Raw genomic sequence first — 16,364 nt, 5'->3', positions numbered from 1 at the left:
ATGAGTAGATGGTTGGGACAACGTGTTGTCAGAGGCCGAAGCAAGAGTAGACGCATTCTGGCTGATTCTCGCCTTCCGGTAAGACCACCCGCCGATTCGTCTCCCGCCCACCCTCTGCACCCCGACCGGTCTGGCCCCCTTGTTTGAGAGGCAGAGTTCGTGACAGGACAGAAGAACGTGAGGTTTGCGGACTATCCGCTGCTCGAGAGCATTCGCCAGGACATCGCCGCCGCAGGCTACGAGACCCCGACGCCGATCCAGGCGCAATGTATCCCCATCGCGCTCGAGGGCAAGGACCTGATCGGCGTGGCGCAGACGGGCACGGGCAAGACAGCCGCCTTCGCGCTGCCGATCATCCAGCGCATGGCCCATCGCGTCGAGCTGGGCGCCCTGGTGCTCGCCCCGACGCGCGAACTCGCGCAACAGATTCACGGCGTATTCGAGACCCTCGGCCGCTCCAGCGGCATCCGGGCGGCCATCGTTGTCGGCGGCATCCCGATGGACGAGGACTACAAGGCCCTGCGCTCGTGGCCCAACGTGCTGGTGGCCACGCCCGGGCGCCTGATTGACCACCTCAACTCGCGCACCGTGGTGCTCGACGAGATCGAGACGTTCGTGGTGGACGAGGCGGACCGGATGCACGACATGGGCTTCATCCCCCAGATCCGCCGCGTCATCGAGGCCCTGCCGCGCGAGCGCCAGACCCTGATGTTCACCGCCACCATGCCGGCCGACGTCGAGCAGATCGCGCGCCGGAACATGCGCCAGCCCGAACGCATCCAAGTCGGCCGCGTGGCGCCCGTGGCCCGCGCCGAGCAGCAACTCTTCGCCGTCAACGAGAATGAGAAAACCCGCCTGCTCCTCGACCTGCTCGACAGGAGCGAGGGCCGCGTGCTCGTCTTCGTGCGCACCAAGCGGGGCGCCGAGCGGCTCGCCGCCGCCGTCTCTCGGCATCACCACCGTGTCGGCAGGCTCCACTCGGACCGCACCCAGCCGCAGCGCGACCAGGCCATGAACGCCTTCCGCGAGGGGCGCTGCCGCATCCTCATCGCGACCGACATTGCGGCTCGCGGGATTGACGTCGCCGACATCGAGCACGTCATCAACTACGACTTCCCCGGCTCGGCCGAGGACTACGTTCACCGCATCGGGCGGACGGCACGCCACGAGGCCACCGGGCGGGCGACGAGCTTCGTCACCCGCGACCAGCGGCGCAACGTCGCCGAGGTCGAGCGCCTCGTCGGCTCCAAGCTCGAGCTCACCCGCGCCTACGCCTGAGGCGGTCTCCCAATCAAGGACGCTCGATGACCGGCGCCGTGCCGACCAGGGGGCGGACAGGCAGCTCCTCAATCCCTGGGAAATCGGGGTCCGGCATCGCGCGGATCTCCTCCTCGCCATTGTAGGGCGCACAGGCGTCCACCCACGCGATGAGACGGTGCAGGCTCAGAGGGTCCACTTTCACATCGTTGTGCTTTCCGCCCATCGCAATCTCGATAAGTTTCGACCTGAACGATAGATAGGTCATCGGCCTGAAGGTGGCGTAAGCGCGCGGGTCGTTCAGAGAAGGGTCCATCGTTTCGACAGGCAGCGCGGCGGCAATCCCATAGCCCGGGCGATTGCCCGGCGCAGGATTGCCCCAACCTGCTGCACCGACGAGAGTTAGATACGGCTCCTTGAACACGCTCACCCCCGGCCGCAGCGTGAGATCGAGCTTCTCCCTCCCCCTCCCGTCGCCCTGATGGCACTTGCCGCAGTAACGATCGAGGACGGGCTGCACAAATCTCTCGTAGCCAATGCTTTCCGTTCCCCACGGGGGAGGGGAGAGTTCGGTTGGTGGGCGTCGGAATGCGATGCCCTGGGTGAAGGGCGGGGTGGCGCTGTGCAGCTCGTGGCAGCCCACGCAGCCGCGGACCTCACCCGGCATCACGCCACTGAAGCTCCGCATGGTCTGGAGGCACCGGCGATGCTCGTCGAGAAGCTGAAAGTGGAGGGCCTTGCCGGCGGGCGCCTTGAAACAGACGGAACCGTCGGCCTCGACCGGGACCTCGCTGAGGATCCGCTTCACGCCCTCCTCCTGCACGATGGAGACGGGCGGGCCGGAGTTGCGGTAGGTCTTGCGCCAGGTCGAGTAAGTCTTGTGGTCCATCTGCCACACCCGTAAGTACTTGACGCTGCCACGGGGCAGGTCCGGCACGCCCTCATAGACATCCGGGCTGAAGAAGACCCCTGGCTCAGGCGGCTTGCGGTCCTTGCCCGTGCCCGGCCACGCCACCCGGTCGGGGATGACGGGCGGTGTGCGGCGCGGGCGTATCGGCATGGCGTGCAGGATGTTATGCGCACCCTCGTAGATCAGTTCGCGATTTCCGTGGACGTCCATCAGGTACAGACGGAACCTGCCCACCGCGCCGCACGCCGACACCAGAAAGTCCTGTTCGGTAAGGGGATACGGCGTCTTGTAGCCCGTGAAGCGGCCGGACGCGTGATAGTCGGCGGCCTCGATGGGGTCAACAGGTGGGGTCGAGCACTCGGCCCAACGGACGTCCGCAGTGACCTTCGTCAGGCCATCGGGGAAGTTGCGGCCCTTCTCGGGGTCCACTATGCCGATCGAGCCATTCCACCACTCGTGATGGCCCACGCCGCTGAACATCACCCGGCGGCTGTTGGGGATGGGCATCGGCTCCGAGAGGTGGTCGGGCCAAACGCTCTGGTTGCCCCAGAAGACCGAAGTATTGGTGCCATCTGGGTTTGTAGTCCATAGACTCTGCACTCGCCAGAGGGGCTTATCCGTGTACTCCCAGCGCGAGTAGATAATGCGGCCATCGGGCAGCAGGGCGGGCGTCCAGTCGGGCTCGCCGCCCATGCTGATGAGGTAGATGTTGGACCCATCGGCGTCGCAACGCGCCAGTATATAAGAGTATATGAACGGGCCGCAGCGCACGTAAGAGTTGCCGCGAGTGGTCACGAACATGATGTGGCCATCGGGGAGGTAGATGGGGTCGGCATCATCGTAGTCGCCACTGGTAAGCTGGCGCTGCCCGGTGCCGTCGAGATTGATCTCGTAGAGGTGGAAGCTCTTGTCGGCGTGTGACTTATAGCAGAACAGCACCCTCTTGGCGTCGAACGATAGGTCGGGCCGCCAGAAGGAGCCCGGCGCGTCGGGGGCGAGCTTGCGCACGGCGCCGCCCGGGTGCAGCCCTTCCAGGACGAGGAGACGGCCGCCGGGCGTGGCCCAGATACCCATTCGGTGAATGGCCTCGTGGCGGGTCTCTGGGCCGGTCGGATAAGGCTGGTCAATGAAGAGCACTTGCGAGAAGTCCAACGCCGGATTCCGGAAGGTGATGCGACGCTTGACCTTGCGAATGGCGAGATAGAGCTCCTTGGCCGCGGGATCGGCGTGGGCATAGACGGAGGCCGCATCTCCTGGCTCGCCCAGGCCCGCAATGTCCCGCCAGGGGCCGCCGCCGAGGGGTGCCGACACCAGGGCCTGCTTCCAGGCCGAGTCGTCGAAGGCCGGCTCCTGCCAACCTGCCGTCTCGGCCTTCTCTGCTCGCCACGAAGCATCGCTGGCGATCGCCACCTGGCGTCCGTCAGCGAAGACGATGGCAAGATGCGCGATCAGGCCGGCGGGGTTCTTGCCGGAGAAGGGCCTGTTCACCGCCTTCACAGCCAGGACGTTCCTGCCGGGCCGCAGGTGTTTGCTGATCTCGACGGTGGCCAGGCGCTGCCAGGTGTCGTTACTCGCGACGTGGGCAGTATTTACGAACACCTCGCAGGCGTCGTCGGCCGTGATGCGCAGGCCGGCGCGGCGCACCTCGCCTGCTGGAAGCTCGAACGTGCGGCGGAAAAACCGTGCCTCGGCCGGCGCATCCTCGATGGGCTTGCCCTCGGGGAACCAGATCCAGTGCGGCACCGCACCGGCCGCCGCCTCGGGCGGGAGCGCAGGGGGGCTTGCGGCGAGAGCCGCCAGGCGTCGCTCCAGCGTCTGGAGTTCGCCCAGTTCTGCGGCGAAGCCGAGCGAACTGCCTCCTGCGGCGAGGCGCTGCGCCAGGCTGCGCGTCCAGCCGATCTCCTTGGCTGCGCGCTGGAGGAGCGGCTCGCCCATCGCCTGGAACAGCCAGTCTCGCTCCAGCGCGGCATCCGCCTCGGCGGGCGTGAGGGTACGGGTCTCGGGCGTGGTCGGGTTCTCGAAGATCGTGGGCAGGTAAATGCCTGGCGGCGGTGAGGCCCGGAGGCGCTTCCGCGCCTCGAGGTCCGCCTGCTGTCCGGCCACACAGAAGGCAGCCAACCCGAAGAGAACCAAGGGACTCAAGGCTCGGCTCATGAGGGACTCTCTGTGCTCAGGCCTTCGGGCGCTCGATCTGCGGGATCTTGAGCGTTTCACCATCCTTGAGCGCGGACTGGTGGGCGACGATGCCCGGCACGGTCATGGCCAGGGCCTCGTAGACGTTGACCATCGGCTCGCGGTCCTCGAGGATGGCCGTGACGAACTCGTGCATCAGGTTGCCGTGCGAGCCGCCGTGGCCGCCGGCCGGCACGCCGGGGGGCAGGGGCGGCCGCGCGAGATCGGGCAGCGGCCGCAGGCTGCCGCGATAGTTCATCCCGTCCATCCAGCCTTTCTCGCCGAAGACGCGCCCCGTCTCGCTGATGCGTGAGAAGACGGTGTGCCACATGCCCATGCGCGACGCCCCGCCCTCGCTGGTCTGGAAGAGGGCCACCTCGTCGCCGAACGGGTTGTCGTACTTGTTGGCGCCAGGCTGGTACCACGGCTTGTCGCTCTTGAAGCCGACGCACGATACACTGGTGAACCGCTTGCCTGTCACGCCGATGTAGTAGGCGGTCGAATGGGTGGGGTACCACAGCGGCGGCGTGCCGATCCGCCAGCCCTTATACGAGTCGATCGGTGCCGTCACGTAGTGGTAGTATTCGCCCTCGGAGTAGACGAGCCGCCCGAAGCCGCCGGCGTTATAGATCTGCCGCATCGCGTAGCAGTCGTCGTGGAAGCAGCTCGTCTCGGCCATCATATACTTCAGGCCCGTCTTCTGCACCGTCTCGGCCAGCTTCTCGGCGTCCTCCAGCGAGCCCCACACGGCGGGCACGGCGGTCATCGAGTGCTTGCCGCTGTTGAGCACGAGCATCGAATGGCGCGCGTGGCTCGGGGCGTCGGTGGCCGTGAACACAGCCTCGATCTTCGGGTCTTTCACGAGGAGTTCGAGCGAATCGTACGACTTCTCGCATCGGCAGGCCTTCATCAGCGCGGCGCGGCGTTCGGGAATGAGGTCGCTCACCGCCACGATCTCGACGTTCGGGTGGTCCTGGAAACCGAACTGAGCGCCGAAGCTGCACACGCCGTAGCCCACGATGCCCACGCGCAGCTTGCGGTCGGTGGTCGGCGTCCATTCCTTCCTGGGCGCTTCGCCCGCCAGCGCCGACGCGGCCAGCCCTTCGGCGGCCACCGCCGCCAGTGACCCCAGGCCCAGCCTTCCCACGAAGTCACGACGGCCTATGGACGCCTCAGACATGGCAGTGTCCTCCAGCATCGAGCGCGAAATGAGGGCGGAGCAGCGCATAGTCGCCAGCGGCGGCCGCGACGAGCCGCGCCCCGGCCTTCGCGGCCTGTTGCATCTCCGCGGCGGAAAGCGGGCGGAACTCCCGCGCCGCCTGAGCCGCGCGCCGCACCTCGGCCGCGCTCTTCGCCCCGACCACGGCGCACGCCACGCCGGGCAGGCTCAGCGGATAGCGGAAGGCGCGGTCGTAGTCCTTCGCCAACTGCCCCTCGCCGCCCAGCACCTTCATCGCGGCCAGCCCCATGCCCATGCGATGGCAGCGCTCTGCCAGAGCGGCGCCGTGCTCGGCCACGGCGAGGGCGTTCAGAAACGGCATCGCCACGTCGAGGTCGGCGGCGCGGTCGAGCAGTTCGAGGGCGGGGCCGTGCGGCGGGTGGACACTCATCCCGATGAAGCGCGTAAGCCCGTCGCGCTTCGCCTTGCGAAGGTAAGCGAGCACACCGTCGGCGGCCGTGATGCGGCGGACGTCTTCCCATCCGTTCGGGATGCCCACGCCGTGGAGGAGCAACAGGTCCACGTGGTCGGTCCGCAGCCGCTTGAGGCTCTGGCGCAGGTCGGCCTCGGCCTCCTTCGCGCTCAGGTGGTCGAGCTTGGTCACGAGGAACACCTGGTCGCGCACGCCCTTGAGCAGGGGGCCGAGGCTCTCTTCGGAGCGGTCGTAGTTGGGCGCGGTGTCGAAGTAGCGCACGCCGCAATCGAGCGCGGCTTCCACGACGGCGCGGGTGGGGGTGGCGGGGTCCTTCGCGATCCAGGCGCAGCCCAGGCCGAGGATCGTTACGCGGGCGCCCGTCTTGCCCAGGACTCGCCGCGGCAGCTCGCTCTGGGATATTGTGGGCGCCTGGGGCCTCGCGCAGCCCAGCGGCAGCGCTGCGCCCGCGGCGAGAGAAGCCTTCAGAACGTCGCGGCGGGTGATCGTGCTCATGCCAGCATCATACGCCGCCGCGTGGGGGCGTCAAGTGTGGCCAGCCCGGCGACGTGGCGATCCTCGGCCCGCGCACCCTGGAGGGTTTCGGCGCCGTCGTGAACCCTCGCCCCAAGAAGCCTGTCGCTGCCGGCCCCTATCCCGCCGCGCGCTAGGCTATGAACTCATGAGTATCCGGTCTCAACCGGATGGGCTAGCACTGTCCAGCTTCCGCCGGCGCGAGCTTGCCAAGAACCTCCCTTGCCAACGAATCGATGTACGCAAAATAAGGCCATGCATTCTGTTGTGCGTGGTAGACCTGGAGGATGCCAGTTGCGAGCAGGAACTTCGATGCCTCCACGTCCCCGCTGGAGTCGCGCACAAAGGTGCCATCCTCTAGCCTAATGGCGTGTGCGGGCAGTTTCGTACCGCCTAATGTCTTGTCCGCATCAGCGTGGCTGTACGCGTTCCTGAGACCATCTCTGAACACCTTCAACTGCTTCTTCTGCTTCTTCGTGATCAACCCCAGGGTACAAGCTCGATTGATGTTGTCTTCCAGAGACTTGCCTTCGTAAGGCTTGCTGGCGTCAGCCAGCGCCCCCATCAGAGCCGGCAGAGCGCGCCCCTCAGTCTTTGACTTCTCCAATGAGGCTTTGTTCTTCAGGAGGTCGTGGTACGTCAAGGCCGTCCTAAGAAGCTTCTCGAGAAAATGGTTGGTTAGGGTGATCGCTGCCTGGTACAAGCCGAACAGAATCGCGAGACATGTTTCGTGCCGCAAGGGGTCGAACTCTGGCCATCCGTATGGCTCCCGCATAGCGCCCCGGATGTTAGGGTACTCACGGAAGACGAACTCCCTCCGACCCTGGAGGATCGCATTCAGTTCGGCCACCATCTGCTCAGGCTGGCGGTGGCTCACGGTTTGCTCATCTCCACCCGTACCCGCGCAGGGAAAGGCATCCACAAGAGAGCCTGTAGGGTGGAAATCGATGGAATGTGCGTCGCCGCAAACACTCAGGCGCTCGTTTGCCCTCACCTCATCAAGGAGGGCCTCGGAGACTTCGAGTTCGCCGAGGGAGAGGGTGTCGCGGATCCAGACGACGCGGGCCTCGGCAGGCGTCGGGGCGATGGTGGACCGCAAGGCCGCCTCCAGTGCCTCGCGGTCGGTGTCGAAAGCATACGGCACCCGAGCCAGGTGCAGGTGAAGCGCTGTCGCGCAGTTGAGGAAGGTGGCCTTGGGGTCCATCTTCTCGATGAGGCGACGGACGGTGACGTCGGCGAGGCCGATGCCGCTGGCGTTGCCTTCGCTCGCGGGCGTGAGGTCGCGGACAAAGATGACCTGTGTCCGCGGCCCAGGGCGGTCGCGGCCGATGACATTGGTGTCCATGCCCACGCCCGAAATGTCCTTGCCCATTCGGTCCACGATCAGCACGTCGAGGTCGCCGAAAGGCAGCTTGCCCATGCGGCGCTTGGCGTCCTCGAGCAGGGCCGGCTCGTCGGCGAGGAATCGGTCGGCGCGGAGGCCCACGACGCGGGCCGTCTGGTCGAGGCCGTTCTCGATGATGCCGAGCCCGCCGAGGACGGAGATGTGCTGGAGGAGGACGGGCAGTGCGGCCTGGAAGGTCTGCGGGAAGCCGAACCTGGCGAAGGCGCGGTGGTAGAGGCGTGCGCCCTCGGGCTTGCCCGCGCCGATGAGCAGGATTTTCGTCAGGCCGCTCTCGCACGGGCCGATGAAGTGCGAGTGCGGCTTGATGCGGTTCACGACGAACACGTGGTCGGCCCCCGCCGCGATGCGGTCGAAGAGCACGGGGACGCCCTCGGGCGTCTCGGCTAGCTTCACAGCGTCGGTGGAGGAGCGGACGGGCGCCCCCACGCCCTCCTCGGTGACGCCGTAGTGGTGGAGCACGTTGGCCTGACGTTCAGCGGTGCCGCCGCCGTGGCTGCCCATGGCGGGAAACACGAAGGGCTGGAGACCGGCGTCCTTGAGGGCGGCGACTGCGCCCGCGAGGATCTCGGCGATGTTGGCGATGCCGCGGCTGGAGCCGGTGACGGCGACCGTTTGCCCGCGGCGGATGGGCGCGCCGGCGAGCAGGCGGGCCGTCTCGTTCCGGGCCGTCTCGCGGGGGCTGGCCAGCCGCTCGTCGTCGAGCTGCTGGCGGACGCGGACCATTCGGGGGAACTGCATCTCAGGGGAGCACCTCAATATCGTCGGGGGACTCGAGGATGATCTCGGGACGGCCCTCATACTCGACAATGACGCCGCGGATACGGACGCTCTTGCCGCGGTAGTGTTTCTCCGGTTCGGGCGGAAAGGCGCCGAAGTTGCGGGCGAAGATGACGGCGGCGAGGGTCTCGCGCCAGTTGGGGTGAAAGTTCAGGAAGCAGGCCTTGCCGGTGTTGCGGGTGCGCACAATGGTGCCTTCGACGGTGACGAACTGGCCGGTGTGCTTCGCGGCGTCGCGCCAGGAGATGATCGGCCCGTCGGGGCCGTGGCGCGCGACCCGGGCGCAGCCCGCCCCCGCACACAGAACCGCGCCAAAGAGAAGAGCAAGGCGGACCAGGCGCGTTGCAACCATCGGGCCTCTCCGCTCGCTTGGGACGCAACCCAACGTATTGTACTCAATGGGAACGGCGGCACAACAGGGGCATTACGCGAGCCGGGCGCGCTTGCGGATGAACCACTCGGCGCCGCCCAGGGCGATGATGAGGGCGAGCAGCGGCCAGGAGTTCCACAGCGACCACTCGCGGCGGTCGGGCAGGAGGAGCCTGGGCTCGCGCAGCGCGGCCAGGGCGTCGGCGGCGTGAGCCACATCGGCCACGGCGCCGTTGGTGAGCGAGGCGATGGACTCCAGCAAGCCGCGGTTGGCCGACAGCTCGATCTGCTCGGCGGGAATGGCCGGCTCGACGTAGAAGTCCGTGGCCACCTTCTCGACGTTCTCAGCGGCGAGGAGGCCCTTGGCGGCGGGGGCCTCGAGCTCGACGCGGTACGTGCCGCCGTCGAGCTTGCCGAGGTCGGCGTTGTAGAGGCCCTGCGAGCGGGGCACGAACTCCATCTTCTTGCGCAACACCACCTTGTCGGCCTGGGTCACCACGGCGAACACGTCGTCGCTCTGGATGGGTGTGAGGTCGGGCTGGGTGAGGCGGGCTCGGACGCGCACCGGCTGGTCGGGCGAGTAGCGGGGGCGGTCGGTGCCGAGCTTGACGAGGCTGGTGCCGGCGGGGAGCTTGTCGGCGGTGGCCCAACGGAGCACCTGGCCCCAGAAGCGGTGATGATGGGTGTCGCCCACGCGGTAGCGGAGGCGCCAAGTGTGGTCGGTGGCGAGGAACATCACGCGGCCGAGCGCGGCGTTGTGGATGGCGAGGAGCGCGTGCTCGCGAATGAACTGCTGCCGCTGCCGGATGACCTCCTCGCTGGGGACCTCGGAGTCGGCCTTGGGGCGCAGGAAGTCGGGCGGCGTGGGGGGCAGGGCATAGGCGAGCACCATCGCGCCCTCCTTGGTGGTGGCGATGGGGTGCCGCCAGTGCAGGTCGGGCAGCGAGGCCCAGACCTCGAGGCTCTCGGCGGGGTCCACCTTGAGGCGGGTGATCACGTGCTCGCGACCCTCGGGCGTGAGCTCGATGCGGAACGAGTCGTCGGGCGACCGCAGCCACGGCTCGGGCTGGGCGTCGGCCTTGAGGGTTACGGGCAACAGGTCGGCCAACGGGGTGTTGGCATAGGCGTGAGGCATGTGGCGCGGGCCGGCGATGACGATGAGGGTGCCCGCGCGGTCCTCGACGAAACGCCGGAGGGCCTTCATGTGCTCGTCCTTGAGGGCCTCGGGCTCCACATCGCCGAGGACGATCACGTCGAACTTCATCCACTCGGCCTCGTTCTCGGGCAGGTGGGTGGCCTCGGGCTCGTCCTTGGGGCGGGCGGCCGAGGCGTGGACGCGGGGCCGCGGCGGCTGGCCGGGGATTTCGTCGGGGTGGAGCACCACGTACTGGAGCTTGACCGTCTTGTCGCGGCTGGCGAAGAGGTTCTTGAGGTAGCGGAACTCCCAGCGGGGGCGGCCCTCGACGAGGAGGAGGCGGGTCTGGTCGTCGGTGACGCTGACGGAAAGGCCGTGCTCGTTGTTGGAGGCGAGGACCTCGCCCTGCACATCCTCGACCTTGACGCGGTAGGCGTGGAGGCCCGAGTCGCGCGGCTCGTCGGCGAGCTGCACGCGCGTGCGGAGCTTGTCGCTCTCGACCTTCACCTCGTCGGAGTCCACGGGCTGGTCGCCGTCGTAGAGCGTCACGCGCACGGTCTTGCCTGCGAGGCCGTCGAGCTTGAGGTCGGCGTGGATGTAGACCTTGTCCTTGGTGTAGACGGTCTCGGGCGCCTCGATGCCCACCACGGCGGCGTCCACGGTGGGCTTCACGCTGCCGCCGAAGACGATGGACGACACGGGGAGCTGCTTGAGGCCGATGCGGCGGGCGAGCGGCTCCACGCGGCTGGCGGCGTTGTGCTGGCCGTCGGTGAGCATCACGATGCCGGCGAGGCGGTCCTCGGGCATCTCCGTGAGCACCTTCTCGAGGGCGGCCGCGATATCGGTCTTCTGTTGCTCGGCGGGCAATTCGGCCGCCTTGGGGCTCGGCTCCTTGGCGCCGGGCTCCTGCTTCGCGGGCGCGGGCCGCGGTGTCTGGTGCAGGCCCTCGGTTACGTTGACCTCGGCCGGCGCGGCGGCGAAGGTGTACAGGCGCACGCCGTAGTCGGCCCTCAGATCGCCGAGGAGGCCGCGGCGCGGCGCGCCGGGCTCCTTCGCGGCGCGATGCAGCAGGTCCTGAGCCAGGGCGAAGCGCTCCTTGAGCGCCACGGCGTCAATGCGGGCGCGGTCCACGCTGCCGAGGGAGTTGTAGAATGCCTCGTCGAGCGCGTCGCCGAGCGCGATCAGGCGCGGCCCAAGCTTCGCCAGGCTTTCGGCGGCGCCGCGGAGGAGCGCGAGGACCGGCTCGGGGTCGCGCGCGACCATCGGCAGGCGGCCGGCGGCCAACTGGTCGAGGGCCTGGCCGAGGCGGTCGTGGACCTCGGTGGCGAGCTGATCGCGCAGCGCGGTGGCGGCCGCGGTCGTGCGCGCGTCGAGGGCGACCTTGCCCTGAAGGGGTGCTGCGATGGCCGCAATCTGATCGGCGACGGCCTGGCGGACCTCGGTGAGAGCCGCGACGGTCGCCTTGCGGCTGCCCTCGAGCTGGCGCTGGCGGGCCTCGGGCTTCGCGTCGCGCAGCGCGGCGAACCAGTCGGCCTGCGCGGCCAGCTTCTCGCGGGCCGGGCGGACGGCCGTGGCGGCCCGCTCGAGGCGCCAGGGCCGCACCGGCACGTCGGGCGACAGCGCCTCGGCCAGGCGCGTCCTCTCCGCAGGCGTCATCTGGCTGTCGGGCACGTGCATCGAGGCCGAGTCATCCACCAGCACGGCCACGAACCGCTGAAGCGTGCGGCTGAGGTCCACCGACCGCACGGGCTGGGCGAGCATGAGCACCACGAGCAGCGCCATGGCCAAGCGGAGGGCCACGAGTGCGGTGCCCACGCGGCGCGGCACGATGCGCCGCTCCAGCGCGTAGAGCAGCAGCAGAGCCTCCACGATCGCCGCCCCGCCGAGCGCGATGGGCCACAGCCACCAGTTCGTGGCGAAGCTCACGACGCGCTGGAGCACGTCGAGTGCCGCGAGCAGCGCCAGGAACCCGATGCCCAGCCCAGCCGCGAGCAGGAGGCCGCGGCGCCAGCGCGAGTCGCTGCGCCGCCGCAGCGCATGCACCATCACCCACGCGGCCACCAGCGCCGCCGCGAGCAGCAGCGCCCCTGCGGCGGGCAACCGGATGGGGAGAATCTTGTGCGGCTCGTACACTGGGCTCACGGCTTGCTCACAGTCTCAGATGCCGCCCCGGGCACGGCGAGGAGTTGTTTCGCGCGGTCGCGGAAGGTCTGAACGTCCACGACCTCGGAGCCGAAGAGCACGGTGGGCGTGGCGCCGAGGCGACGCTGGACGGCGATCCAGCGGGTCACGGCGATCTCGCCCAGGAGCGCGAGCAGGGCTCCGATGATGAAGTACTTCCAGAGGTCCTCGCCCGGCACGCCGCCGAAGACCTTGGCCGTCACCTCGTCGGTCAGCTCGGTCTCGAAGAGGTCCACGCTCTGCTTCGCGAGTTCCAGGTCGGCGGCGGTGAGAGGCTCGATGGTGCTCTCCTCCACGCGGCTGAGGGCGACGAACGGAATGCCTTTGCCCTCGGCGCCCGGCGGTGTGTAAAGCTCGGCCAGTCCGGCCGGCAACGTGAGAAGGTAGAGGCCGGGCTCCTGGGTCTCGGCGAAACTGACCCGCAACGCGCCGTTGTCGCGTGCGAGCCTCGCGGGGCAGCGGCGCTGCGAGGGGGTGAGAACCTCGGCCACCTCGTCCTCGCGCGTGGGGGCCGAGGGGCCGCCGACCGCGGCGGCATAGAGCTGCGCCTGCGGGATGATCTCCTTGCCGCGGCCCGGACACGTCCAGTAGAGCTTCGCAGTGGCGTCGCCCGTGTCCTCGAAGAACTCCATCTTGATGGGGTAGCGGCGACCCGCCTCCAGGGTCATTGCAGCGAAGTACTCGGTCGGGTTCTGCCCGCGCCAGGCGTCCACGAGCTGGCGGCCGTCCACCCACAGGCGCACGCCGTCGTCGGCGAGGACGTGAAAGGTGTGGGTGCCCGACTCGCGCGGCACGACCCAGCCGGTCCAGCGCACCGAAAAGCCGTCGGCCTCCACGGCGGGCGCAGGGCGCGCGGCCCTCCACTCGAAGTTCACGGTGGCATCCACTCGGGTGGCGCGGAGGCGCTGAAAGTCCTTGCCCTGGTAGTATTCGCCCCGGAGGCCGTTGCCGCGTGTGGCGCCTGCGCCGCCCGAGCGCTCGGGCAGCTCGAGCACGACCTCGGTGCCGGGCGCGACGTTGGAGTCGAGCATCACGGGCGTGGCGAGATAGGCGAGGGCCTCGTGGAGCATGGGCACGAAGCTCTTGAGGGCGGGCAGGTTGCCGCCCGCGGGGTCGAGCGAAGTGGCGAGAAGCAGGATGCGGCCCTTGCCGAGCGTGCGCTCGACGAGGAACGGCTCGCCGGTACCGAGGCGGCCGCCGATGCGCACGGCGGGGTCGCGCTCGTCGGGGTCGAGCTTCCAGTACGACTTCACGAGCGCGAGGGCGGCGTCGGACGCCTTGGGGTCGGCGAGGAGCTGGAGCGCGGGGTGGGTGAAGCTCCTGGGCTCGACCCGCGCGGGGTTCTCCTGCACGTCGGCGCGTGCGGCGAGGCTGGCGGGGGCCACAGGCTCGGAGCCGGGGGTGGCCCAGGCGTTGTAGAAGGTGGGCCTGGCGCGCGCGCCGGGCGCGATGAGCAGGCCGCCGCCGGCCTGCACGAAGCCCACCAGGCTCTTGGCCACCTCGGTGGGCAGGGCCGGCACGTTGGCCAGGATCACCACGGCATAGTCGCGGAAGCTCTTCACCGTCGCGATGTCGGGGGCGGGCACCACGGTGGCCTCGACCAGGAAGCGCAAGTCGTCGGCCGCCTCGCGCGCCGCGGCTGCCTTACGGGCGGCGGCCTCCTCGGGCGGCAGGTCCTCGTCGGGCACGTCGGGCGCCGTCGGCTCATCCTCCTCGGGCGTGCCGCGTGGCGCCAGCGCGATCTCGATGAAGGCGGCCGCACCGCCCAATGGGGATGGCGACGGCACGCCGTCCACCAGCAACACCGGCAGTTTCTCGACCACGTGGAGCACGCGGTCGGCCGTGTTGTCGGCGGCGAGGGCGTCGTGGAGCACGAGGCGGGCCGAGACGAGGCGTGGCCCGGCCTGCTCGAAGCGGTGGTCGAAGCGTACGGTTTCGGCGGCCTTCGGCGGGATGTCGGTGGCGAGCTTCTCGGTGGCCACCTTGGCGCCGTCCACGCTCAGCTCGACCGCCTCGGGCCGCAGGGGCACGGTGCCGGTGTTCATCACTTTGACGCTGATGCGGACCGAGCGGTCGGTGCCGACGACCTTTCGGGAGAACGCGAGGTCGGCCACGGCGGCGTTGCGCAGGGTCTGGGGCAAGGGCAGGCGGCGGCAGATGATCTGCGGCGGGACCGGCAGGGCCTTGAGGCTCTCGGCCAGGAAGCGCCAGCGGGCCTCGGAGCGCGGGTCCCAGCCCACGTTCTGGCCGTCGGTGAGGAGGACGATCTTCTTCGTGACGTTGTGCCCGTCGGCGAGCGACTGGGCGGCGGCGTTGATGGCTTCGAGGACGGCCATGGTGCCGCCCATGGGGGCGAGGCCCTCGAGGGCGGCGGCGAGTTGCTGGCGGTCGGCGGTGGGGGCGGCCACCACGGCCCGCGGCACGGGGCCGGCCAGCCACAGGCACACGGCGTCGCCCGGCTTGCAGCCGTTGATGAGCGTGCGCGCCTCCTCGACGGCGCGCTCGAAGTTCGTCTTGCCCTCGACGTTGAGGGTCATGGACATCGAGGCGTCGAGCACGAGGGCCACGTCGCGCTCGCCGCGGCCGGCGGCCCACTTGAGCTCCTGCCACCACTGTTCCAGAGCGGAGGCTCCGCCCGCCACCGCGCCGAGCACGAGGGCGACCGCGAGGAGCAGCCAGCGCGCGCGGCGATAGCTCCACATCGCCGCTGCCACCCCGAGCGCGATGGCGGCGCCGAGGAACGCCGGCAGCGTGACGGCCCACGGAATGCTCGAGCGCGTGGGCAGGAACGGCTGGGCCATGGCCATCACCACGAAGGCCACGAGCAGGCAGCGGAGGGCCAGCAGGATCATCTCCTCGACCAGGATGCGGCGGTTCTGCGACGTGAGCGAGGCCAGGAGGAAGCGCATCGCGCCCCAGTCGAGCACCTTGGCCCGGCTGCGATTGAGCAGATGGATCAAGATCGGCACGAGCACTGCGACGAGGCCGATCAGCATGAGGGCATTGTTGAACTTCATTACTTCGTCAGGCTCCTGCGGCGAGCCAGATAGGTGGTCAGCGCCACGTCGAAGTCGCGGCGCGTGGTCATGGGCACATAGTCCACGTTCATCTGGCCGCAGCCCCTCTCGAGGCGGCCGATGAACTTCTGAATCTCGTCGAGGTAGGCGGCGCGGATCGAGCGCGGGTCGAGCTGCACCTTCTGGCCGGCGACCTCGAGGTCGCGGAAGAGGCTCCAGCGGTCGAAGGGGAAGCTGAACTCCTCCTCGGCCATGACGTGGAGGACGATGACCTCGTGCTTGCGGTAGCGGAAGTGGTGCAGGGCATTGATCATCTGCTCGGGGTCGTCGAAGAGGTCGGAGATGATGATGATCAGGCCGCGTCGGTGGATGCGCTCGGCGATGTCGTGGAAGATCGGCGGCAGAGCGGTCTCGGCGCCCGGCTCGGTCTTGTCCAGCTCCTCGAGGATGGAGCGCAGGTGGCTGGAGCGGCTGCGGGCGGGGATGTAGCGGCGGACCCTGGTGTCGAAGGTCACGAGCCCCACGGCGTCCTGCTGGTGGATCATGAGGTGGGCGAGGCTGGCGGCGAGGTACTGGCCGTATTCGAACTTCGAGAGGCGCTTGCCGTTGCGGCGGGCCGCCTGGTCGCCGGTGTACTTCATCGAGCCCGAGGCGTCGAGCAGGATGATCGAGCGGAGGTTGGTCTCCTCGATGTAGCGCTTGATGTAATAGCGGTCAGACTTGGCGTAGACGCGCCAGTCGAGGTCGTCGGGGTCGTCGCCTGGGACGTACTCGCGGTGGTCGGCGAATTCGACGGAGAAGCCCCGGTAGGGGCTGCGGTGGCGGCCGGCCACGAAGCCCTCGACTACGCCGCGGGCCAGCAGCTCGAGCCGCCCGATCTTCGAGAGGGCCTCGGGGTCGAGGAGGCGCATGTACTTCGGGGCAGTCGTTGGTTCGGCCATGGATGCTTCTCACTCGTCTCACGGGTCCCACTGGT

The 16,364-nt window shown here is 68.8% G+C and carries 9 protein-coding genes; 1 reads left to right on the top strand and 8 read right to left on the bottom strand.

Going from position 1 to position 16,364, the window contains the following annotated elements; translation table 11 throughout:
* Positions 1-177 precede the first annotated feature (177 nt).
* Entirely contained in the window at positions 178-1,278 is a 1,101-nt protein-coding gene (locus PLE19_03460; GenBank protein HPD13976.1) for a DEAD/DEAH box helicase, read from the top strand.
* A 13-nt stretch (positions 1,279-1,291) separates the two neighbouring features.
* On the opposite strand, the gene PLE19_03455 is transcribed toward PLE19_03460, so the two are convergent.
* The 8 genes from PLE19_03455 to PLE19_03420 all read right to left on the bottom strand — a co-directional run bounded on the left by PLE19_03455 (position 1,292) and on the right by PLE19_03420 (position 16,329).
* The gene (locus PLE19_03455; protein HPD13975.1) at positions 1,292-4,309 is read right to left on the bottom strand and encodes a hypothetical protein; all 3,018 of its coding nucleotides are present in this window, start codon (positions 4,307-4,309) and stop codon (positions 1,292-1,294) included.
* A gap of 28 nt (positions 4,310-4,337) precedes the next feature.
* Positions 4,338-5,519: a Gfo/Idh/MocA family oxidoreductase gene (locus PLE19_03450; GenBank protein HPD13974.1), complete on the bottom strand. Its 1,182-nt coding sequence runs from the start codon at positions 5,517-5,519 to the stop codon at positions 4,338-4,340.
* Positions 5,512-6,486: an aldo/keto reductase gene (locus PLE19_03445; GenBank protein HPD13973.1), complete on the bottom strand. Its 975-nt coding sequence runs from the start codon at positions 6,484-6,486 to the stop codon at positions 5,512-5,514. Before PLE19_03445 ends, PLE19_03450 begins: the two co-directional genes overlap by 8 nt.
* A 193-nt stretch (positions 6,487-6,679) precedes the next feature.
* Complete coding sequence (locus PLE19_03440) at positions 6,680-8,647, bottom strand: hypothetical protein (GenBank protein HPD13972.1); 1,968 nt, start codon at positions 8,645-8,647, stop codon at positions 6,680-6,682.
* Between the two features lies 1 nt (position 8,648).
* Entirely contained in the window at positions 8,649-9,038 is a 390-nt protein-coding gene (locus PLE19_03435) for a hypothetical protein (GenBank protein ID HPD13971.1), read from the bottom strand.
* Positions 9,039-9,110: 72 nt separating this feature from the next.
* Complete coding sequence (locus PLE19_03430) at positions 9,111-12,332, bottom strand: hypothetical protein (protein HPD13970.1); 3,222 nt, start codon at positions 12,330-12,332, stop codon at positions 9,111-9,113.
* Positions 12,329-15,388 carry a PA14 domain-containing protein gene (locus tag PLE19_03425; protein ID HPD13969.1) on the bottom strand — a complete coding sequence of 1,020 codons (3,060 nt, stop codon included), beginning with the start codon at positions 15,386-15,388 and terminating at the stop codon, positions 12,329-12,331. Before PLE19_03425 ends, PLE19_03430 begins: the two co-directional genes overlap by 4 nt.
* Entirely contained in the window at positions 15,388-16,329 is a 942-nt protein-coding gene (locus PLE19_03420; GenBank protein ID HPD13968.1) for a DUF58 domain-containing protein, read from the bottom strand. Before PLE19_03420 ends, PLE19_03425 begins: the two co-directional genes overlap by 1 nt.
* Positions 16,330-16,364 lie beyond the last annotated feature (35 nt).

The organism is Planctomycetota bacterium (assembly GCA_035384565.1).
Classification (GTDB): Bacteria; Planctomycetota; PUPC01; order DSUN01; family DSUN01; genus DAOOIT01.
The sequence above is the reverse complement of the archived record's forward strand: the minus strand, read 5'-3'. Positions and strand labels throughout refer to the sequence as shown.